General features: G+C 36.0%; 18 protein-coding genes. 10 read left to right on the top strand and 8 right to left on the bottom strand.

Annotated features, from left to right (window positions below):
* Window positions 1–23 precede the first annotated feature (23 nt).
* Window positions 24–1,163, bottom strand: a complete 1,140-nt coding sequence (locus tag IEV15_RS13765; RefSeq protein WP_188363118.1) for an AI-2E family transporter — start codon at window positions 1,161–1,163, stop codon at window positions 24–26.
* 69 nt (window positions 1,164–1,232) lie between these two features.
* A complete protein-coding gene (locus tag IEV15_RS13770) occupies window positions 1,233–1,418 on the bottom strand; it encodes a CsbD family protein (RefSeq protein WP_188363119.1) in 186 nt (61 codons plus the stop codon).
* 156 nt (window positions 1,419–1,574) lie between these two features.
* Between IEV15_RS13770 and pyrF the strand changes: the two genes are divergently transcribed.
* The 4 genes from pyrF to IEV15_RS13790 all read left to right on the top strand — a co-directional run bounded on the left by pyrF (window position 1,575) and on the right by IEV15_RS13790 (window position 4,888).
* Window positions 1,575–2,393, top strand: coding sequence for an orotidine-5'-phosphate decarboxylase (gene pyrF, locus IEV15_RS13775; RefSeq protein WP_188363120.1), 819 nt, complete (start codon window positions 1,575–1,577; stop codon window positions 2,391–2,393).
* 82 nt (window positions 2,394–2,475) lie between these two features.
* Entirely contained in the window at window positions 2,476–3,282 is an 807-nt protein-coding gene (locus IEV15_RS13780) for a DUF2490 domain-containing protein (RefSeq protein ID WP_188363121.1), read from the top strand.
* An 11-nt stretch (window positions 3,283–3,293) separates the two neighbouring features.
* Window positions 3,294–4,097 carry an MORN repeat-containing protein gene (locus IEV15_RS13785; protein ID WP_188363122.1) on the top strand — a complete coding sequence of 268 codons (804 nt, stop codon included), beginning with the start codon at window positions 3,294–3,296 and terminating at the stop codon, window positions 4,095–4,097.
* A complete protein-coding gene (locus IEV15_RS13790; protein ID WP_188363123.1) occupies window positions 4,094–4,888 on the top strand; it encodes an ABC transporter substrate-binding protein in 795 nt (264 codons plus the stop codon). Before IEV15_RS13785 ends, IEV15_RS13790 begins: the two co-directional genes overlap by 4 nt.
* Here IEV15_RS13790 and IEV15_RS13795 read toward each other — a convergent pair.
* Window positions 4,883–5,038: a hypothetical protein gene (locus IEV15_RS13795; RefSeq protein WP_188363124.1), complete on the bottom strand. Its 156-nt coding sequence runs from the start codon at window positions 5,036–5,038 to the stop codon at window positions 4,883–4,885. The two genes, IEV15_RS13790 and IEV15_RS13795, sit on opposite strands and share 6 nt — an antisense overlap.
* A 116-nt stretch (window positions 5,039–5,154) precedes the next feature.
* Between IEV15_RS13795 and IEV15_RS13800 the strand changes: the two genes are divergently transcribed.
* Complete coding sequence (locus tag IEV15_RS13800) at window positions 5,155–5,940, top strand: alpha/beta fold hydrolase (protein WP_188363125.1); 786 nt, start codon at window positions 5,155–5,157, stop codon at window positions 5,938–5,940.
* A gap of 193 nt (window positions 5,941–6,133) precedes the next feature.
* Here IEV15_RS13800 and IEV15_RS13805 read toward each other — a convergent pair whose 3' ends face one another.
* Window positions 6,134–6,844 (bottom strand): DUF4197 domain-containing protein, encoded by a 711-nt coding sequence (locus tag IEV15_RS13805; protein WP_188363126.1) that lies wholly within the window; start codon window positions 6,842–6,844, stop codon window positions 6,134–6,136.
* A 383-nt stretch (window positions 6,845–7,227) separates the two neighbouring features.
* Between IEV15_RS13805 and IEV15_RS13810 the strand changes: the two genes are divergently transcribed.
* Entirely contained in the window at window positions 7,228–10,662 is a 3,435-nt protein-coding gene (locus tag IEV15_RS13810) for a methylmalonyl-CoA mutase family protein (protein ID WP_188363127.1), read from the top strand.
* Window positions 10,663–11,261: 599 nt separating this feature from the next.
* Here the strand turns inward: IEV15_RS13810 and IEV15_RS13815 are convergent.
* The gene (locus tag IEV15_RS13815) at window positions 11,262–12,134 is read right to left on the bottom strand and encodes an alpha/beta fold hydrolase (RefSeq protein WP_188363128.1); all 873 of its coding nucleotides are present in this window, start codon (window positions 12,132–12,134) and stop codon (window positions 11,262–11,264) included.
* 126 nt (window positions 12,135–12,260) lie between these two features.
* Between IEV15_RS13815 and IEV15_RS13820 the strand changes: the two genes are divergently transcribed.
* Window positions 12,261–13,265: a metal-dependent hydrolase gene (locus IEV15_RS13820; RefSeq protein WP_188363129.1), complete on the top strand. Its 1,005-nt coding sequence runs from the start codon at window positions 12,261–12,263 to the stop codon at window positions 13,263–13,265.
* Window positions 13,266–13,515: 250 nt separating this feature from the next.
* On the opposite strand, the gene IEV15_RS13825 is transcribed toward IEV15_RS13820, so the two are convergent.
* Window positions 13,516–13,926: a nuclear transport factor 2 family protein gene (locus tag IEV15_RS13825; RefSeq protein ID WP_188363130.1), complete on the bottom strand. Its 411-nt coding sequence runs from the start codon at window positions 13,924–13,926 to the stop codon at window positions 13,516–13,518.
* Between the two features lie 13 nt (window positions 13,927–13,939).
* A complete protein-coding gene (locus tag IEV15_RS13830; protein ID WP_188363131.1) occupies window positions 13,940–14,092 on the bottom strand; it encodes a hypothetical protein in 153 nt (50 codons plus the stop codon).
* A gap of 300 nt (window positions 14,093–14,392) precedes the next feature.
* On the opposite strand from IEV15_RS13830, the gene IEV15_RS13835 reads away from it, so the two are divergent.
* Window positions 14,393–20,107: a T9SS type A sorting domain-containing protein gene (locus IEV15_RS13835; protein ID WP_188363132.1), complete on the top strand. Its 5,715-nt coding sequence runs from the start codon at window positions 14,393–14,395 to the stop codon at window positions 20,105–20,107.
* Between the two features lie 31 nt (window positions 20,108–20,138).
* Here the strand turns inward: IEV15_RS13835 and IEV15_RS13840 are convergent, their stop codons facing one another.
* Window positions 20,139–20,705: a DUF1543 domain-containing protein gene (locus IEV15_RS13840; RefSeq protein ID WP_188363133.1), complete on the bottom strand. Its 567-nt coding sequence runs from the start codon at window positions 20,703–20,705 to the stop codon at window positions 20,139–20,141.
* Between the two features lie 105 nt (window positions 20,706–20,810).
* On the opposite strand from IEV15_RS13840, the gene IEV15_RS13845 reads away from it, so the two are divergent.
* Window positions 20,811–21,314, top strand: a complete 504-nt coding sequence (locus tag IEV15_RS13845) for a hypothetical protein (RefSeq protein WP_188363134.1) — start codon at window positions 20,811–20,813, stop codon at window positions 21,312–21,314.
* Between the two features lie 351 nt (window positions 21,315–21,665).
* Window positions 21,666–23,565: PKD-like domain-containing protein (locus tag IEV15_RS13850; RefSeq protein ID WP_188363135.1), on the top strand; the 1,900-nt coding region annotated here is incomplete at its 3' end.

Consider the following 23,565-nt stretch of genomic DNA (forward strand, 5'->3'; position numbering starts at 1 on the left):
GTGTTCTTTAAAATTTATCTATACTAGAATTTTATATATCTTTTTCTCTGTTTTTCTTTTCTGATTTCTTTCCAAATTTTCAATCGGATTCTTGCATCACTTCTCAAATGTTCATCAAGAGGTTCGCCAATCAAAAACCCGTAGTGTTTAAGTGCCGGATTTGCATCAAAAATAACCTTTAAACTAGCAATAACAGGAAGTGCAATAATCATTCCGGCGGTTCCCCAAAGCATAGAAAATAGAATGATTGATAAAATGGCAACAAATGCATTGATGCTTACTTTTGAGCCGGTAATTTTTGGAGTGATGAAATTTCCTTCTATAAACTGAATGAAACCAAAAATCGCAATTACACCTAAAGGATATAGTAGCGAATCTTTTGTAGCCAAAGCAACTAAAGCCGGAAGTAACGAACCAATAATAATTCCGATGTACGGTATTAAAAGTAATAAAGCAGCCAAAAAACCAAAGAAAATGGCATTGTCAATTCCGAGAAGCAATAGTCCAATGGAATTCAGAATACCCACAATACCCATTACAGTAAATAATCCTAATAAATAGTTTTGTTGTACTTCATAGAGTTTGAATAATACTTCTTTTGCTTTTAAAGTGTTACCATCTTTTGAAAATGCTCTATAAATGAAACTTTTAAAAAATTTACGGTAAATCAGAAAGAAAAATATATAAAGCGGAATTAGGACAACATCAGTAAAAAAACTACCTGATAAAGATAAAAATCCAATAACACTAGAAAAATTATCTTTTAAAGTGTCACCAAGATTGATTTTTTTTAGTGATAATTCATTCTTACTTATGCCTAAATATTTTTCAAAATTTCCGGCAAGCTTGTTGTAAACTTCACTTAACTTGGTGGCATATAATTCGCCTTTTTCTAGTATATCTGAAAGTTGAAATCCTATAAAAGTAATTAATAAAAACACCAAAAAGGAGAGCAGGAATACAGCAAAAATTGCTGAAACTACTCTATTAAAATGAAATTTTTTTTCCAACAGATTGACAAAAGGAAATACAGAAACACTCAAAATTATTGCAATAATTATTGGAACAACAACGGGTTTAAGCACATATAAAACAAAAACCAAACTTATTATATAAATTAGGTTTAGGGCATTAGAATTTTCTTTTTTTGCACTGGTTATCATACAAAAATTATTGGTTAGTTAAAAAAAGAGGAATCGCTATAATTCCTCTTTTAAAGATATTGTTTTTTTTTAAAGTTTATCGATTAAATCTTTAACTTCTTCTTTTGATTTACCAACTCTTTGTTGAATTCTCCCATAAAGTTCTTCTTCTTTTCCTTCAATATAAAGTAAATCATCATCCGTTAAATCCGCATATTTTTGTTTTAACTTACCTTTTAACTCATTCCATTTACCTTTCATTTCTTTCGTGTCCATGATAGTTTGATTTTTAAATTAATACTATTTTTATATGTACAAAGTTAACTAGTAAGCATTATAAAGGAGTTATACAATTTTTTGAGATTGTTATATAATTCTACAAAAAGTGTAGAATCATCTTTGTAAATTTGCCAACAACAAATAACTATCGCTTTGACTACAACACAACTTATTGAACAAATTCATCTGAAAAAATCGTTTTTATGTATTGGTTTGGATGTGGATTTAAACAAAGTTCCACAACATTTTTTAACAACGGAAGACCCGATATTTGAATTCAACAAAGCCATTATAGATGCTACTCATGATTTATGTGTTTCCTATAAACCCAATACTGCCTTTTATGAAGCCTACGGATTAAAAGGTTGGCAATCGCTTCAAAAAACCATTGATTATATCAATCAAAACTTTCCTGAACTATTTACCATTGCCGACGCCAAACGGGGTGATATTGGCAACACTTCATCCATGTATGCCAAAGCTTTTTTGGAAGATTTAAATTTTGATTCAGTTACCGTTGCACCTTACATGGGGAAAGATTCCGTGGAACCATTTTTGGCTTTTGATAATAAACACACCATTTTGCTGGCATTAACTTCCAACGAAGGTGCTTTTGATTTTCAAACAAAACTTTCCGGTGAAACAGAAATCTATAAACACGTTTTAGAAACTTCCAAAAAGTGGAAAAACAGCGAGAATTTAATGTACGTAGTTGGAGCAACCAAAGCAGAATATTTTACGGAAATCAGAAAGATTGTTCCCGATAGTTTTCTTTTGGTTCCCGGAGTTGGAGCACAAGGTGGAAGTTTGCAGGAAGTTTGCAAATATGGATTAAATGCCAATGTTGGATTGTTAATCAATTCTTCACGCGGAATTATTTATGCTTCCAATGGAGAAGATTTTGCTGAAAAAGCAAGAGAAGAAGCGTTGAAATTACAAATGGAGATGGAAGAAATCCTTCGAGAATGTTAAAAATTAGCAGGAAATTAACGAGTTTAATTTTTTAATTTTTAGGGAGAAACCTATTTTTGTTTTTTTGATAAATGACAAAGATTTGAAAAATAAATTAGTATTAGCCCTTTTATTAATTGCTCCACTCCTAAATTATTCTCAAGAGAGTAAAATTGTTTATCCGCATGCTGTTTTTTGGCATAAAACAGAAATTAATGAGTTTTTCAATGAAAATTGGGGCGTTGGTGTTGATTATGTATATCGTAGTAAAAATGAATTAAACTCAGGGAGCATGTTCGATAGTCATCTGCGAACAAGCATCCGACCTTGGGTGAATTATCAATTTACTAAAAATTCCCGGCTTTCAGTTTCACCTATCGGATATATGTATACCAATGAATATATTGGAAAACCGGAAGATTTGGAACGACCTTCCTATCATGAATTAAGAACAACTTTTCAGTTTTTCCACCATTACAAACACGACAACGGAAAATGGATGCATACCTGGCGATATCGATACGAATTGCGTTGGCAAGAACAAGCCAATTCAGAGGATTATCGTTTCTTCACTCGTTTTCGATTTCGATATAGAATTAGATACATGATTAATTCCAATGATTTTTATGAGAACAAAACACTTTATGCCGCAGTCTCAAATGAAATTGGTTTAAATATTGGTAAAAATGTGGTCTACAACACCTTTAATCAAAATAGATTATATGTTGGTTTAGGTTATCGATTCTTAGATGTTGCCCGAGTTGAATTAAGATATGTGGATCGATTTCGAACTCGTGGAGCAACCGGATTTGAGTTTGACCACGGAAGAGGATTTATGGTTGGATTGTATATCGATCAGTTAAGTGGTCTTTGGAAATCAGATGAACAGCAAGTAAGATACTCCGATTAAAAGAAAATAGTATGACTAAAAAAGTAAATTATATAGCAATTCTAGGTAGCATCTTTTTAACGGGGATTTGTTTCTATTTTATGTATAACGCTAAAATGGAGAAACAAACTAGGGAATTAGAAAAGTGGAAAGAAAGTCACACTGAAAAATCAGATTCTTTAGCAATTTTTAAAAAATATTTTCAGGCCCAACATTTATATTTGGAAGGATTTGAAGAGGAAGCCAATGCATTGTTTGAAGCAATTCCGTTCTCAGATTCCCTCTTTGTTAATACATTCGATTTGTTGCAAAACAGAATGAATATGGCTTCCTCAAAAATGGTTTTAAGTCAAAAAGAAAAGATAGTACATGATACTATAATTGCCTTTGATGAAGCTACAGCTATGGATTTAGTAAAAACTAAAAGTGATTTAGAAGTGGCTAAATCGAAGTTGAACGAACTTCAAATGGCAAGTGGTATTTTAAATCTAACCAGCTCAAAAGGTAAAAAATTTCAATACATAGGACAAACCAAAAATGGAGTTGCAGAAGGTTTTGGTGTGGGAATTTTTGAAACTGGAAGTATTTATAAAGGATACTGGCAAAACAATCTCCGCCATGGAAAAGGAATTTTCACTTGGAAAGACAACGAGCAATACGAAGGAGAATTTGTTGCCGATAAAAGAGAAGGTTATGGCATATACCAATGGAAAAACGGTGAAGTTTATAAAGGCTATTGGAAAAATGATCAACGAAACGGCGAAGGTAAATTATATACAAAAAGCAATAAATTGAAGAAAGAAGGAATTTGGGAAAATGATAGTTTAAAAAAATGATTCAGCTTCAAGACCAACTCGGAATAATACATTCTTTTACTACCACTCCAAGAAGAATTGTATCACTCGTTCCCTCACAAACCGAATTGATATATGATTTAGGTTTGGAGGAGGAACTGGTTGGTATCACAAAATTTTGTGTTCATCCCATTCATTTGAAAGCCACCAAAAAAATAGTTGGCGGAACAAAACAAGTTAATTTTGATAAAATTAAGGAACTACAACCCAATATCATTATTGCAAATAAAGAAGAAAATACCAAAGAAATTGTTGAAGAATTGAGCCAAATTTGTCCGGTTTGGGTAACCAACATAATAACTGTTGAAGATAATTTGCAAATGATTTCCGATTTTGGAAAGTTGTTCAACAAGCGAACAACTGCTCAAAAATGGATCGATAAAATCAATTTTGCTTACCTCGATTTTCAAAAATGTATCAAAGATAAACCCATTCGAAAAGTAGCTTATTTTATTTGGGCAAATCCATATATGGTAGCTGGGAAAGATACTTTTATCAACGAAATGCTACAATTGAATCATTTTCAAAATATATATGAAGCAAAAGGAAGATATCCCGAAATTGAATTGGAAAAAATCAGACAAGAAGGTGATCCAGAAATAGTTTTTTTATCTTCCGAACCTTTTCCGTTTAAAGACAATCATGCTTTTGAAATTGGACGATGTACACATCATGCCAAAACCATTTTTGTAGATGGGGAAATGTTCTCTTGGTACGGAAGCCGACTTTTAAAAGCTTTTGATTATTTCACGAAGATGCACGAAAAGTTATAGTTCAACTTCTTCCAAAATCAGCGTTTCTTGGTTTTCTGTTTGAGCTTCTTCCTGCTTTTCAGCAATAGGTTGTTTTTTCTTTTTCAAAAAAGTATTGAATTCTTCTTTAATAAAAATCAAATCTTTGTTTTCTTTAAATACGCCTTTCATTGGGGTGAAATTTTGTTTTGGCAAAGATACATTATTGAAACATTAAATTTTCATTAAGAATTGTTAAGATTGCTAATGTTGATAAAAAGAGTACTTTTGTTGAAAACCAAATTTACGTGATAGCCTACACAATTTATAAAAATGAATCAAGCTCAGAATGGGTAACTTTTGTTCATGGAGCAGGAGGGAGTTCATCCATTTGGTTCAAACAAATTCGAGAATTTCAAAAACATTTTAATGTGTTGTTATTGGATTTGAGGGGTCACGGTAATTCGAAACCAACGTTAAAAAACGGTTTTCAAAAAAAATACACTTTTCAATCCATCGCACAAGATGTTTACGAAGTAATCGACTATTTAAAAATTGAAACGTCACATTTTGTAGGCATCTCACTCGGAACCATCGTTATCAGACAATTAGCAGAAATGCATCCCACCAGAGTTAAATCAATGATTATGGGTGGTGCCATTCTGAAAATGAATTTCCGCTCGCAGATTTTAATGAAATTAGGAAACATTTTCAAATACGTTTTACCGTATTTAGTGTTGTACCGCTTTTTTGCTTTCGTAATTATGCCAAAGAAAAACCACAAACAGTCACGTCTGCTTTTTATCAATGAAGCTAAAAAATTATACCAAAAAGAATTTATAAAATGGTTTAAACTTACCGCCGAAATCAATCCTGTTTTAAGATGGTTCCGACAAGTGGAAATTAATATTCCAACCTTATATGTTATGGGAGAAGAAGATTATATGTTTTTACCATCGGTTCGTCAAGTAGTGGAAAAACACTATAAATCATCCGAATTGTTTGTGATAAAAAACTGCGGACATGTTGTAAATGTAGAAAAAGCAGCTCATTTTAATGCAGCGGTAATTGCGTTTCTAAAGGCTAAAAAATAAGAAAGTCAGTGGTCTCAAACACTGACTTTCTTTTTACTAACTAACTCTAACCAAACAAACCTTAAATTTATACTGCAAATATCGGCAGAATTTTCAGTTTGTTGTGTTAAGCATTTGTTATATATATGTTATTGATTATTAAAATTTTAGCATGAAGTGAAAACCTATCACCTAGTACCTTTAACCTATCACCTTACTTAACATCCTGCATCGCAAAAACCCTTTTCAACAAATCAGAACTTCTGGCATTCAAATTCGTACGAATCTCTTTTTCCTCCACAGCAATCATTTTAAAAACCCCTTCCATCGCTTTGTTAGTAGTATAATCAGTTAAATCAGGATTCACTTTAGTAACCAATGGAATGGCATTGTATTTAGTAATGATGTTAGTCCAAACTTGATCTGCACCAACTTTCGCAAAAGAATTTTTAATCACGGGATTAAATTTAGAATACAACGCATTGGAGGTGGTGTTCTGCAAATAAGAAGTTGCAGCAGTTTGATTGCCCATCAAAATATTTTTGGCATCATTAAAAGACATTTGTCTCACAGCATCAACAAAAATTGGTGTAGCTTCTTTTACGGCATCTTCAGCAGCACGATTCAATACTTTTAAACCTTCATCCGCCAAACTTGATAAGCCAATTGCTCGTAATCTCGTATCGACTACTTTCAATTCGTCCGGCAACAAAATCTTTACCGCTTCATTTTTAAAAAAACCATCCACTTTGGTTAACGTAGAAACTTGTTTGTCAATACCATTGTTTAACGCTTCTTTCAGTCCGTTTGAAATGTCAGCATTTCCTAACATCCCTCCGGTTTGAGGAAATTGATTGGCAATTTGTTGCATCTCGGCACAACTGAAAAAAGAAAAGGCACACAAAAATAAAATAGTTTTTTTCATAGTAGAATAAATTTAATGGTTCAAAAGTAAACAAATAGCATGCCTTTTTGTTTCTATTAACTAAAAGTTTTGGGTTTCAAGTTTCAAAAACTTCGTGCTTTTTTCTTCGTAGCAAAAAAGATTAATTTGCTACAAGTTAAAAGTTTCAGTTTCAAAAGCTTTGTGCCTTTCAATCTTTGTGGCAAAAAAATATTCTTTCAAGTTAAGAGTCCTATTTTTTCAAAACTTATAATATTAAAATTTCTCCAATTTTTAAAATCCGTGTTCAAAATATTCAGCAACAGAAAACCAACAACAGAAAACCAAAAACCACAACAAAAAAAAACCAAGATATTTTTATTAATTCCGTAAATTGCACCCTCAAAAACATCATTTTTTTATCAATGGAACAAGCAACTCCTTATATTCCTAAAAATAAAGTAAGAATTGTAACAGCCGCATCCCTTTTTGACGGACACGATGCCGCCATCAACATCATGCGTCGCATCATCCAATCAACCGGTGTGGAAGTCATTCACCTCGGCCACGACAGAAGCGTTGAAGAGGTCGTAAATACAGCCATTCAAGAAGACGCCAATGCAATTGCAATGACATCCTACCAAGGGGGTCACAACGAATATTTCAAATACATGCACGATTTGCTCAAAGAAAAAGGAGCCGGTCACATCAAAATATTTGGCGGTGGAGGAGGCGTAATCCTTCCCGAAGAAATTAAAGACCTTCACGACTACGGAATCACCAGAATTTATTCGCCCGATGACGGTCGTGCAATGGGCTTACAAGGAATGATTAATGATTTGGTGCAACAATCCGATTACCCAATTGGCGATAATTTGAACGGTGAAGCCAAAGAATTATACAAAAAAAATCCACGTTCAATCGCTCGCGTAATTTCTGCAGCAGAGAATTTTCCGGATATTGCTAAAGAAACGTTAGACACTATTCACAAAGAAAATGAAACCTCCAAAATTCCAGTTCTCGGAATCACCGGAACAGGCGGAGCAGGAAAATCATCGTTAGTAGATGAATTAGTGCGTCGTTTTCTAATCGATTTCCCTGAAAAAACAATCGGTTTAATTTCCGTCGATCCATCCAAAAGAAAAACGGGCGGAGCTTTGTTAGGTGACAGAATCCGAATGAATGCCATTAATAATCCTCGCGTTTATATGCGTTCGTTGGCCACTCGTCAATCCAATTTAGCCTTATCAAAATATGTTGCCGAAGCGATTCAAGTACTTAAAGCAGCAAAATATGACATCATTATTCTGGAAACCTCCGGAATTGGTCAAAGTGATACCGAAATCATCGAACATTCCGATGTTTCATTATACGTAATGACACCTGAATTCGGAGCGGCAACCCAATTGGAAAAAATCGATATGCTTGATTTTGCCGATTTAGTTGCCATCAACAAATTCGACAAAAGAGGTTCACTTGATGCTCTTCGTGATGTGAAAAAACAATACCAACGCAATCATAACCTTTGGGATGCCGATTTAGATTCGCTACCCGTTTTCGGAACAATTGCTTCACAATTTAATGATCCCGGAATGAACACACTTTACAAAAAAGTGATGGACAAAATCGTCGAAAAAACAGAAGCGGATTTGCAATCTACCTTCGAAATCACGCGTGAAATGAGCGAGAAAATTTTCGTCATTCCACCACACCGAACTCGTTATCTTTCTGAAATTTCAGAGAATAACCGCAAGTACGACGAAACCGTTTTATCACAAGTAGATGTCGCTCAAAAATTATACGGAATTTACAAAACCATTGAATCAGTTGGACATATTAACAAATTAGGTTTAACCAAATTCGGAATCAACGAAGAAGAACTTTCCAACGCAGAATCAACCACCAATAAAGAGTTTTTAAATTTATTAACTAAAGAATTCGACCGTGTAAAAATGAACCTCGACCCATTCAACTGGGAAATCATTTTAACGTGGGACGAAAAAGTAAATAAATACAAAAACCCGATTTATTCGTTCAAAGTTCGCGACAAAGAAATCAAAATTCAAACCCATACCGAATCACTTTCGCACTCGCAAATACCAAAAGTAGCGTTACCAAAATACCAAGCGTGGGGTGATATTTTAAAGTGGAATTTACAGGAAAACGTTCCCGGAGAATTCCCTTTTGCATCTGGATTGTACCCGTTCAAACGAGAAGGCGAAGATCCATCCAGAATGTTTGCCGGAGAAGGCGGACCGGAGCGAACCAACAAACGTTTTCACTACGTGAGTGCAGGTTTACCCGCAAAACGTTTGTCAACGGCGTTTGACTCGGTAACGTTATACGGAAACGACCCTGATTTACGTCCGGATATTTACGGGAAAATCGGTAATGCCGGAGTTTCTATTTGCTGTTTAGACGATGCTAAAAAATTATATTCCGGTTTCGATTTAAGTCATCCGTTAACGTCTGTGAGTATGACCATCAACGGTCCGGCTCCGATGTTGCTTGGCTTTTTTATGAATGCCGCCATCGATCAGAATTGTGAAAAATACATCATCGAAAATAATTTACAAGTTGAGGTAGAAGAAAAAATCAACGAAATCTATAAGAAAAACGGTTTCGTTCGTCCAACTTACAACGGCGAACTTCCAAAAGGAAATAACGGTTTAGGTTTGATGTTGTTAGGCGTTACCGGAGACCAAGTGCTACCGCAAGACGTGTACCAAGACATTAAAATTAAAACATTAGCACAAGTTCGCGGAACTGTTCAAGCCGATATTTTAAAAGAAGATCAGGCACAAAACACCTGTATTTTCTCCACCGAATTCGCTCTCCGATTAATGGGCGACGTACAAGAATATTTCATTAAAAAGAACGTTCGTAACTTCTATTCGGTTTCCATTTCGGGTTATCATATTGCGGAAGCAGGGGCAAACCCAATCACGCAATTAGCGTTTACGTTGGCCAATGGTTTCACTTACGTGGAATATTATTTGAGTCGCGGAATGAACATCAACGATTTCGGACCTAATTTATCCTTCTTTTTCTCGAACGGAATCGATCCGGAATATGCCGTGATTGGTCGTGTGGCAAGAAAAATTTGGGCTAAAGCATTAAAAAATAAATACGGAGCAAACGAAAGAGCTCAGATGTTGAAATACCATATTCAAACGTCGGGACGTTCGTTGCACGCTCAGGAAATTGATTTCAATGACATCCGAACTACGCTGCAAGCTTTGTATGCCATTTACGATAACTGTAACTCGTTGCATACGAATGCGTATGACGAAGCCATTACCACACCAACCGAAGAATCCGTTCGTCGTGCGATGGCCATTCAATTGATTATCAACAAAGAATTAGGTTTAGCCAAAAACGAAAATCCAATTCAAGGTTCGTTCATCATCGAAGAATTAACCGATTTAGTGGAAGAAGCCGTTTTACAAGAATTCGACCGAATCACAGAACGTGGCGGCGTTTTAGGTGCAATGGAAACCATGTACCAACGTTCCAAAATTCAAGAAGAATCGTTGTATTATGAAACCTTAAAACACAATGGCGATTTCCCGATTATTGGGGTAAACACGTTTTTAAGTTCAAAAGGTTCGCCAACGGTTGTGCCAAGAGAAGTAATTCGTGCCACCGAAGACGAAAAACAATTTCAAATTAAAACCTTAGAAACCTTACACCAATTGCATGAGCAAAAAGTGAACGAACAACTAAACGGTTTACAAGAAGCCGCCATCAACAACCAAAATATCTTTGAACGTTTGATGGAAGCCACTAAATATTGTTCGCTTGGTCAAATTACGAGTGCGTTGTTTGAAGTGGGTGGGCAGTATAGGAGGAATATGTAGATACCATAAATAAGAAAGAGAGGCAAATTTTAATTTTTGCCTCTTTTTTCACACAAACAAATTCGCATTCGGTTCTTTAATCGAATTCACCATCGTGATAATCGGTTCCGAAGACAAAACCCTTAAAGATTTGCCTTAAATACTTTCATAAGTCAAGTCATTTTTTAAAATGAAAAACAACTGTATAGCAAGTTTAGGATTAAGAATTATATTTGTATAACTATAATAGGATTTATTTAATAATATGTAAAGTTATTTTAGGACGGGTCAGACAACCAACAACTGTATAGATAAAGCATAGATAAAGTATAGATAGAGTATAGATAGTGTATGGATAAAGCATCAAACGTGACAGATTTTCTAGAACCTCATTTGCTCTTCAACTATAGTCTTCTTAAATTAAACCATACACTGTGTTTCCTTTCAGTAATCGCTAAATAAAAGAATAGGGCAAAGAAACCCTTTAGTCACTCTTTATTTAGGTTATCTCAAAGGAAGCTTAATGCTCTGTGCAAAGATGAAAGTAAAAACCCCTTCACCAAGTCATAAAACTTAATAAAGGGGCTATATATAAAAGGTAAGAACGTTTACCAATAAACCTACACAAACAAATTCGCATTCGGTTCTTTAATCGAATTCACCATCGTGATAATCGGTTCCGAAGATAAAAACTCTAAAAGCTCTGTGTTAAAGTCTTGAGGTTGCTCCATATTGGATAAATGTCCGGCATTATTAATCACTTTCAACGTCGAATCTTTAATGTGTTTATTCATAAATTCCGATTGTTCCAACGGAGTCACCTCATCTTCACGACCACAAATGATTAACGTAGGAACAGCAATTTTTTCCAAAGAAGAACATGTTTCCGTTCGGGTTGCCAACGCTTTCAAACCGGCTGTTATGACTTCCGGTGTATTGGCCAAAATATCAGAATTTATTTTTCCTACTAATTGTTTTTTCGTCGAATAGGTATCATCATAAAAAAGCGAATCCAAAAACGTAGCCGAGAATTTCGACGTATCGTTTTTCTCAATTTCTTCGATAACTTCATCCCTTTTTTCTCTTTGCTCTGAAGTGTCGGCAACACAATTGGTATCACACAAAATCAAAGCAGCAAAGCGTTCCGGAAAACGTTTAACAGCATTCAAGGTCACAAATCCACCCATTGAAAGACCGCAAATAATCACTTTTCGCAATCGCAACGCATTCAAAAAACCAATCAAATCATCTGCCAATAAATCCATGCTCAATTCCGAACCATCATTCGACGACTGTCCGAAACTTCTAAAATCTAAAGAGATAAAGCGATGCGTATCCTTAAAAGTTGCTAATTGATTATCCCACATTGATTTATTGAAAGGAAAACCATGTAAAAAAACAACCGGAATTTTTCCAATTCCAACATCGTTATACGATAAATTGATGCTGTTCACTTCGATTGTGCTATTGAGAGTTGAATGAGACTTTTCCATTATAAATAAATTTAAAATTATAACTATAAAGTTCGATTAAATTTTAACTTTTGTGTTATAAGATTAAGTGATATCATTACATAATTTACACAATCAGAATGCCTATTTTTGTGTAAACTTTTTTAAATGGATTCACTCAGTCAAATCGTTCTCGGTGCCGCAGTCGGAAACCAATTGCTCGGCAAAAAGATGGGCAACAAAGCCATTCTATACGGTGCCATCATTGGAACGATACCTGATTTAGATGTGCTTTATGGTAAGTTTATAGATCCGTTGACCGCTACTGATATTCATCGTGGATTTAGTCATTCACTAGTGTTTTTTCTAATTCTTTCACCCATTTTAGGATGGATTTTACAAAAAGTAGAACATAAACAGAAAGTGAATTTCAAAGAAGCAACGTTGTTCTCCTATTTAATTTTACAGACACATGCATTGCTGGATTTGTTTACTACATGGGGGACCCAGCTACTTTGGCCGTTGGAAACACGATTTTCATTGCAATCTATTTTTGTGATAGATCCGCTTTATACCTTACCGTTTTTGTTCTTTCTAATTCTTTCGATGAAGAAAAAGAAACAAGACACAAAAAGAATGTTTTGGAATAGAACGGGATTAATTGTGAGTACATCCTATCTGTTTTTGACCTTAATAGTACAATCCATTGTCTTGCAAAAATTTGAAAAACAACTAGAGCAAAACAAGATTAGTTATCAGGAAATTGTGGTGAAACCATCGCCATTCAACATTATTTTGTGGACAACCAATGTCAAAGTTACTAACGGTTATTACATTGGCGATTATTCGTTTTTTGATACAAAACCCATCCAATTTCAATTCATCCCTACGCAAAAAGAAATGATTGACAACATCGAAGATGCCGCCGTTATCAAACAATTAAAACGAATCTCAGAAGGTTGGTACTGCATCACCCAAAAAGAAAACCAACTCCTTTTCAATGATTTGCGGTTTGGTGTGATGAATACAGATTCAACTGATTTTCAATTTTCATTCAGTTATCAAATTACTGAAGAAAAAGGGGAGGTCAAAGCGATGGAATTACCAAATAAAAATCGAGAACAAGCTAAGAAATTGTTGGGGAAATTATGGGTGAGGTTGTGGGGGAATTAGTAAATGATTGTAAAAGCTTAATAAAACTAGATTTTTTTTACCACATAGACACATAGTTTTATAAACTTACAGGAGACGCTTCGCTTAGTTTTAGGAAACATAGCTATGTGTTTCTTTAATTGAGCGAAGCGTCTTTAAAGAACTATGAAAATCTATGTATCTATGTGGTTAAATTATTACGATTATGAAAACAATCAAATTTGTTTTATTCCACCTAAAGAGTTATGTTAATAAAACCAATTATTAATTTCTACTGCATAAACCGCACCTCACTAATCTTACCATCCGTAATGGTATAAACCGCAATCGCATACAGTTTGGGTTCCGATTTCATAAAGACAACTTCTTCATGGTCGATGACTTTGTTGTTCAACACAATTCGGTTTACTAATTTACAATGCAAATCGGGTAATTGATTGAACATCGCCGTATATTCTTCTCGCATCTTCGCCTTTCCTTCATACAAAAGTTGATCGGGAAAAGTATATACTTTTACATTTTCACTGTAAGGTTTCAAAAAAGCTTCAATGTCACGTTTGTTGTAACCATCCAATTGTTCTTGGGCTAGGGCAGTGGCTTCTTTTTCTATGGAGGATTTGTCTTGGGCTACAGCATAAGATACACTGAAGAATACAAACGTAATCAAAAGTAAATTTTTCATAGCAATGATTTAATTAGTTAGTGGTTTCATTCTCATCACTAGTAAACTTCCGAACAATGGCTTTCAATTTCTCTTTTCTCGCCATTTCCTTTTGTTTCTTTTTGGCTTGTTCCTTGTGCAACTTGTCGTTGTGTATTTTGATATTTTTCGGATTATTTCTTCCCATTTGTGAAGTGTTTAATTGGATATAAATATAAATATAATTTCGTAAGAAAAATTCAATTTTAATTATAAATAATGCTAAAAAATAACAAATTTATTTGCGTATGTTAATTTATTTGTTAATTTTATTGCCCTTTCCTGAAACAATTTAACAAATTATTAGATAATTCTCACTTTATTAAGTGAAAACTTCTGTATTTAACTATTGTTTAATTTAAAATTTTTAATCAAAAGAATTAAAAATTTACTGCCTCTCCTACTTATTATTTCCACTAATAATATGGTGTATCTAAACCCTATTATTATGAAACAAAAAAGACAATTTCAGAATGAATTACGTCATGTGATACCAATAAAAAATTGGTTAACAACTAATTCTCGTTTTCAATCGGCTTTCTTAACGATGAAAACAATTTGTACTACACTTATTGTAGTTATTACACTCATGGCAACTCATGAAACAAAAGCACAAATTGTTTCGGGAGCAGCTTTAAAAGCCAATTTCGGTATTGATGCTGACGTCTATGCCAACAGGCTTCAATTTGGAAATTTAGCCGGTCCGATTGGAACAGATGACTGGTTTGCGAACCCTTCATTATGGCCTGGTTCAGGTCTCGGAGTAATTGATGTCACAAATGCCGCAGGTATTAAAGCATCTATTCTTGCAAATAACAATTTCTCTTTTGAGAAAAGAATGTCAGTACCTTATAATACAATTCTGGGTACCAACATATGGATTGATGCCGTTTATGCTAGAGATAATAATTCATCGCAAGGTAATAGTGATGCGACCTCTTTTAGTGGTAACTCAAATAAAAATGGCGATGATCCTACAACTTGGTCACTAGGTAGTGGTGGATCTCCTCCAAAAAATGACTTAATCGATGTGTTTGGTTATTTGAGAAGAGACATCTCTCCGGCAGCATTGGCTCAATCACCTACCGGAATTTTATGGGGGTTTGGTGGTGCAACAACAGTATCTGCAGATGGTAATTCGCATACAGATTTTGAATTTTTTAGAAGAGAAGTTACTTATAATGGGAACGCTTTAGTTAACGCAGGTCCAAATGCCGGTCATACAGCTTGGGTTTTTGAACCTGATGGAAGTATCGATATTCCGGGTGATATTTTAGTTGCCGTTGATTTTGCAAATGGGGGGGCTAATCCACAAGCAAGTGTACGAATTTGGATGTCGAGTGCAGATATTGCAAATTTTAATTCACGACCAAATCGACCATTTAGTCTTACAGGAACTTTTGATCAAGGGAATGGTTCAGGTGTATTTGGATACGCAGGTATAACCACAAAAGATCCAACAGCAGAAGCTACAGTATTTGCTGTTGTAAATGTAACCGCTCCAACGCTCGGAGCTCCTTGGGGAAGCCAAGAAGGAAATGCAGCTTATTTTGATGACATGAAAGCGTTACAGTTTGCGGAATTTGGAATTAACTTAACTGCTTTAGGTCTTGATAGTAGATCAAACGATGATGGACCTTGTAATAATTTACTAGGTAGTTTATTAGTGAAAACGAGATCTTCTGCTTCTTTTACGGCAGAATTAAAAGACTTTTCCGGACCATTTTTATTTGGAAACATAACGGATGTTGATGTTACGGCAAACGCAAGTAATGAAGTAACGTGTACCAATCCAACGGCTACTTTAACAGCAACAAATGTTACTCCGCCGGGAGCTTCTATTAAGTGGTATGGGCCTTCACCTGGTCCGGGTCAATTAGGACCTGAATTAGTTGGAAATGCTCCTGTAGTTTCTAATCCCGGAGTTTATACGGTTAGAGCAAGTGCAGGTCCTGTTGGCTGTTTTGCAGAAGATACAGTGACGGTTACAGAAAATAAGACACCGCCAAACGCAAATGCAGGAGCGGATAAAGAACTAACTTGTACAGTAACCTCAATTGCATTAAGCGGTGCTTCAACAACCCCTGGAGCAACTTTTGCTTGGGTGGCTAGCAATGGCGGAAACATTGTTTCAGGAGCTAATACAGCTACACCAACCGTGAATGCAGCGGGAACCTATACTTTAACAGTAACAAACCCAGCAAACGGTTGTACGGCTACTGATGTGGCATTAGTTACCTTAGATAACACACCGCCAAACGCAAATGCAGGAGCGGATAAAGAACTAACATGTACAGTGACATCAATTGCACTGAGTGGTGCTTCAACCACACCGGGAGCAACATTTGCTTGGATAGCCAGCAATGGCGGAAACATTGTTTCAGGAGCTAACACAGCTACGCCAACAGTAAATGCGGCTGGAACGTATACCTTAACGGTAACAAACCCTGCAAATGGTTGTACAGCTACAGATGTAGCTTTGGTTACTATGAATAACACACCGCCAAACGCTAATGCGGGAGCTGATAAAGAACTTACTTGTACTGTAACTTCAATTGCATTGAGTGGTTCTTCAACAACCCCTGGAGCAACATTTGCTTGGGTAGCTAGCGATGGCGGAAACATTGTTTCAGGAGCTAATACAGCTACACCAACCGTGAATGCAGCAGGAACCTATACTTTAACAGTAACAAACCCTGCAAATGGATGTACGACTACTGATATAGCTCTAGTTACTTTAAATAACACACCACCAAACGCAAATGCTGGAGCGGATAAAGAACTAACATGTACAGTAACCTCAATTGCATTAAGCGGTGCTTCAACCACACCGGGAGCAACTTTTGCTTGGGTGGCTAGTAACGGAGGAAACATTGTTTCTGGTGCAAATACAGCTACACCAACTGTGAATGCAGCGGGAACATATACTTTAACAGTAACAAACCCTGCAAATGGATGTACGGCTACTGATATAGCTCTAGTTACTTTAAATAACACACCACCAAACGCTAATGCGGGTGCTGACAAAGAACTAACTTGTATAGTAACTTCAATTGCATTGAGTGGTTCTTCAACCACACCGGGAGCAACATTTGCTTGGATAGCTAGCAATGGCGGAAACATTGTTTCAGGAGCAAATACAGCGACACCAACAGTGAATGCGGCGGGTACCTATACCTTAACGGTAACAAATCCGGCTAACGGTTGTACGGCTACAGATGTTGCATTGGTAACATTTGATGGTAATCTTCCTAATGCAAATGCAGGAGCGGATAAAGAACTAACATGTACAGTAACCTCAATTGCATTAAGCGGTTCTTCAACAACCCCTGGAGCAACATTTGCTTGGGTAGCAAGTAATGGTGGAAACATTGTTTCAGGAGCTAATACAGCTACACCAACCGTGAATGCAGCAGGTACATATACTTTAACGGTAACAAACCCTGCAAATGGATGTACGGCTACTGATGTAGCATTAGTTACCCTAGATAACACACCTCCTAACGCAAATGCAGGAGCGGATAAAGAACTAACGTGTACAGTAACGTCAATTGCACTAAGCGGTTCTTCAACCACACCGGGAGCAACATTTGCTTGGGTGGCTAGTAATGGAGGAAACATTGTTTCAGGAGCTAATACGGCTACACCAACCGTGAATGCAGCTGGAACCTATACTTTAACGGTAACAAACCCGGCAAATGGATGTACGGCTACTGATGTGGCATTAGTTACTTTGAACAACACACCGCCAAACGCAAATGCTGGAGCGGATAAAGAACTTACTTGTACAGTAACATCAATTGCACTAAGCGGTTCTTCAACAACACCGGGAGCAACTTTTGCTTGGGTGGCTAGTAACGGAGGAAACATTGTTTCAGGTGCAAATACAGCTACACCAACCGTGAATGCAGCAGGAACCTATACTTTAACAGTAACAAACCCGGCAAATGGATGTACGGCTACTGATATAGCTCTAGTTACTTTAAATAACACACCACCAAACGCAAATGCGGGTGCGGACAAAGAACTAACTTGTATAGTAACTTCAATTGCATTAAGCGGTTCTTCAACCACGCCTGGAGCAACATTTGCTTGGATAGCTAGCAATGGCGGAAACATTGTTTCAGGAGCAAATACAGCGACACCAACAGTGAATGCGGCGGGTACATATACTTTAACAGTAACAAATCCGGCTAACGGTTGTACGGCTACAGATGTAGCATTGGTAACACTTGATGGTAATCTTCCTAATGCAAATGCTGGAGCGGATAAGGAACTTACTTGTACAGTAACCTCAATTGCATTAAGCGGTTCTTCAACTACGCCGGGAGCAACTTTTGCTTGGGTGGCTAGTAATGGAGGGAATATCGTTTCAGGAGCTAATACAGCTACACCAACCGTGAATGGGGCAGGTACATATACTTTAACAGTAACAAACCCTGCAAATGGATGTACGGCTACTGATGTGGCATTAGTTACCCTAGATAACACACCACCAAACGCTAATGCGGGAGCTGATAAAGAACTTACTTGTACAGTTGCATCAATTGCATTAAGCGGTTCTTCAACTACACCGGGAGCAACATTTGCTTGGATAGCCAGCAATGGCGGAAACATTGTTTCAGGAGCTAACACAGCTACACCAACAGTGAATGCAGCTGGAACCTATACTTTAACGGTAACAAACCCGGCAAATGGTTGTACAGCTACAGATGTAGCTTTGGTTACTATAAATAACACACCGCCAAACGCAAATGCAGGAGCGGATAAAGAACTAACATGTACAGTAACCTCAATTGCATTAAGCGGTTCTTCAACAACACCGGGAGCAACTTTTGCTTGGGTGGCTAGTAACGGAGGAAACATTGTTTCAGGAGCTAACACAGCTACACCAACAGTGAATGCAGCAGGTACATATACTTTAACAGTAACAAACCCTGCAAATGGATGTACAGCTACTGATGTAGCCTTAGTTACTTTAAATAACACACCGCCAAACGCAAATGCAGGAGCGGATAAGGAATTGAATTGTACTTCAAAATCAGTAAGTTTAAGTGGCTCTTCAACAACACCTGGTGCAACGTTTGCATGGGTAGCAAGTAATGGAGGTAATATCGCTTTTGGAGCTGATACGGCAACGCCTACCGTAGATGCAGCTGGAACGTATACATTAACAGTTACTAATCCTGATAATGGATGTACCGCTACTGATGTTGCATTGGTTACTTTAAATAACACACCACCAAATGCAAATGCGGGAGATGATGCTCAAATTTCGTGTGATACTTCTACAGTACAGTTATCAGGATCTTCAACTACTGTGAATGTTAGTTTCTCTTGGTCTACATTAGATGGAAACATAGTTTCCGGTGCAGATACAGCGACTCCAACTGTGGATATGGAAGGAACATATGTTCTTACAGTTACCGATTTATCAAATGGATGTACGACACAAGATGAGGTAGTGGTTACAAGACCGGAATGTGAATTCTTTGATGGTTGTACTATTGGTTACTGGAAAAATCATCCGGGTAGCTGGTGCGGTAATTATAGTCCTGGTACAAAATATGGAACGGTATTTACAAGTGCACCTAATAATATCAAAAACAAAACCTTTATGGAAGTGTTAAATTTAGGTGGGGGAGGTCCAGCTAATCTGGGAAGACAATCAGTAGCGGCTTTACTTAATATTTGTCATGCATTTGTGAATTATGGAGAACCTTATTTAAATAATACACAGTTATTGATTACCACAGTAAACAATGCATTTGCTTCCAACGGAAATGCTACAGGAAATTTAGCTACAGCATTAGATGATTTAAACAATGCAGGTTGTTCAATAGATGCACATAACAATCCTATAGATCCAATTCAATTTAGAACTGAGGCAACTATAGGAAGAGATTTGTTTGATATTTATCCGGTTCCTTTCCAAGAAGAGATTTCAATCAAATATAATTTTGATTATAAATCAAAAGTAACCATTGAGATTTTTGATTATAGAGGTATTTTGGTTTATAAATACCAAGATAGTAATGGTTATACTAATAAAGAGGAAAGTATAAATATGCATTTTGCTCGAAACGAAGGACAATTGTTTATGGTGCGTGTGACCACAGACAAAGAATCAACAACAAAAACAATAATTAAAGCCAGAAAGTAAGGTTGGTTTTGCAGGAAGGAGCCGTCAATTTTTATATTGACGGCTTCTTTATTTTTAGATAGCCTATGTTGAGAATGTCTTCTTCTCGCGATTCATTCAATTTAAAAACTAGTTGAAACTTGTTTTTTGTTTCGTGTGATAAAAGTTCTTCAATGTTATAAATATCATCTACATCAATACCATATTTGTCATCAATGTGAGAGGTAGCTCCTGTAAAGCCACAATGCTTGTAAAAAGAAGTTTGTTTTGCTTTTTTAATTGCTGTAGCTTTATTGGTTGCAATAGTAACAACTTTATAATGAAACTCTTCAAATTCATTCGGCTTGTAACCACCAAGGTTGATGAAGAATAATTTTTCATTCATCGTAACACCTTCATTTCGGGGTGAGATTTTAACACTGTAATTTTCAACTTTTGAAATTCTTCTCCAAGCATCTATGTGAATATTTCCTTTAGCCTCAGGCCAAAAAGAATTCATTTCAGGAATTAAATCAGTAAGAGATTTTCCAATTCCAAAAAAAATATCGTGTTGTTCAGTTACTCTACCTGTTGGTTTAGCTCCTAGCATTACCATAAATAAATTGTGTTTTTCTTCCATAAACCAAAAGTAGAAAAATAAATTGAGTAGAAATCATTCAAAAAAGATAACTTTGGCATGAGTATTGAAAAAGTAAATTTAGTAAGAATCATAAAGAAAAAAAGTATGAAAAGAATTACGTTGATTTTAACTGTTATCGGGATGATAACGTTACAAAGTTGTGAAGGTCCGCAAGGAATTCCGGGAAGAGATGGTTATTCAGTCGAAGCTGAGGTTTTTGAAGTAACAAGAAATTTTTCTGCTTCAAACAATTACAGTAGCTTAATTCCGTTAAATCCACCTATTTTAGATTCAGATGTAGTTTTAGTTTATCTGTTATGGGATGTTGATGGAAATACCCCTATTTGGCGATTAATGCCTCAAACAGTGCAGTTAATTGAGGGTGATTTACAGTATAATTATGATTTTACTCGCTTTGATGTAAACTTGTTTTTAGATTCAGCCGATTTCAATTTAGATATACTTGGTCCGCAATGGACACAAAACCAAACGTTCAGAATTGTTTTAGTTCCGGGATATTTCGGTTCAGCTAGAATGGATTTTTCAAACTATGAAGATGTAATGACAACGTTAGGTTTAAGTGAACGAAATGTTGTGAAAAAATTATAAGAATTAATTGATATTATTTTTTAAAAGAGGCGATTAGCCTCTTTTTTTGTTTTTATCGATTTTATGTGCAGTTTAACGATTTTTGGCTTTTCTTTAATAAAATATTATGAATTTAGTACTCGTTAATGTAGAAAAAATTCAATTTCCAAAGATATATTATTGAAATTTAAATTTGTTTAATAATTTGTTTACCAAGAATTATTGAGCATCTGAAAGTGTATTAAACCAATCTTAATCGTGTAATTTTTAAAAAAAACTGTGCATTTGAAAAAGTAATTATTCTCTACGTCCCTAAACCCTATCTGCTCTAATTTTCCCATTAATGTATGGTGTTAACTTAACACTATACTCATGAAAAAAACTATTTTTTTTAATCCGAGTTATCTGCTTTCTTACAGTTGTTGTAGGAAGTCAAGTGAAAAAAGTAATAAGATTCAATATGTAATTGAGTCGAGTAAAAAATCGTTTGTATTAATTTTAAGCTTTTTTTTAATACTTGTCACAAGTAGTATAACCGCACAAAATCCGGGTGCGAGTCTTAGTCAAGGAGAAAATGGTCCGTTGAATAACGTACTCAATCCGATGGCATGGCGAAACGGAAATTTAAATGCGCAACAATCGCATTATATTGAAGGTCATTCAATACCTTACAGACTTGTTATGACAGGTTTGCCGGTTGGCCAAGAAGTAGAAATTACTTTAGGCTATGACTTTGTAAATGGTAGTAAATATGCGTTAGACTTCATTACGCATTACCAACAATTAGAACCGCATACTTTTCAGAGTCACAATGGCGACGAAGTGGTTAATCCATTATTGCCTGGTGCATTAGCACCGCCTTCCAGTACTTTGCCTGTTACAATGCCGGCTTATTTAAGTCCTGCAAATGATGGCATTTTGGGTGTTGCAAATGCTAGAAACGAATTTTTAGCACTTCAAGCCGCAAACAAAACGTTCATTTCTATTTGGGGCGGAAGTTTCAACCAAGCTTATGGTGTAACTTATCAATATTTTGAAGGGAATAGCTTGGTCACAGCAGCTGACGTTTTGAGCTTAACCGGAAATGACAAAAAAGTTCAGTTTACTTTTAAATTTACACCTACCCAGTCTACAGCTACTCTAGCGTGGGGTGGGCATATTGCTTTAAGACAAAATTGGGGAATTGATCCAATTCTTTCTGCAGGGGGTATAAATGGTTCTCCTTATCACATGAGAACAATCAATTGGAATATTGGTAATCTGGGAAATCAAGACAGATCATTGCAAATTGCATTATCTGCACCAATTTGTCCGGGAGATTTTCCAACACCGGTTTCTTTATGTACTAACCAAGCCAATCAACCTATTCCATGTCCGGAATCAGTTTGTGCTGGTTCAATCAATTATTTTGGTGTTCCAAATGGTTCAGGTGCTACTAGTTTTTCTTGGAAAATTGAGCCTGGAACAACCGGTGCAACAATTTCTGGATCTTCAACATCACAAAATGTTGGGGTAGTAGCCACTTCAGCGGGTACCTATACGATTCACTTAACAATGACAAATAATTCTGGTATCGTTACCCAATGTTCACAAACCATTAAGGTGACGCAATCAGAATGTGCAATTAAAGGAGATTTAGCCGTTTGTCCTGGTTCTCAAGGAAATATTTACAGTGCTCCTAGTGGAAACGGATATCAATATAGTTGGTCTATCGTAGGGAACGGAACAATAGTTGGGCCTTCCAATCAACAACAAGTTTCAGTAAATGCTGGGCTATCTTGTGGAACTTCATATACAGTGAAACTAACGGTAACAACGCCGGAAGGTTGTGTGTCAAATTGTTCTTATCAAGTAACAATTGTGGATAAAGAAGATCCGGTAGTAGTTTCAGGACCAACTGATTTAATTTTAGAATGTGGTATGCCTATTCCACCTCCGGGTGAAATTGTGGCTACTGACAATTGTGGGACTGTTTTTGTTCAATTTTTAGGTGATTTCGAATATCCGGGTGACTGTCCGGGTGTTTATCTTTTACAAAGAACTTGGAAAATATCTGACCGTTGTACAAATCATGTGTACCACAAACAAGTGATTACATTTCAAGATACTACAGCACCTGCAATTTCAGGAGTTGGAGCAGCTTATACAGTAGAATGTCCAACAGCAGCAGTATTCAGCACACCAAGTGCTTCTGATGCATGTGACAGCCAAGTTAGCTTAACATATGTGGATAGCTCAGACTTAGATGAGTGTGGTTTAGGAACTGTAACTA

The sequence above is a fragment of the Flavobacterium orientale genome (genome assembly GCF_014638005.1).
In the GTDB taxonomy this organism is placed as follows: domain Bacteria; phylum Bacteroidota; class Bacteroidia; order Flavobacteriales; family Flavobacteriaceae; genus Flavobacterium; species Flavobacterium orientale.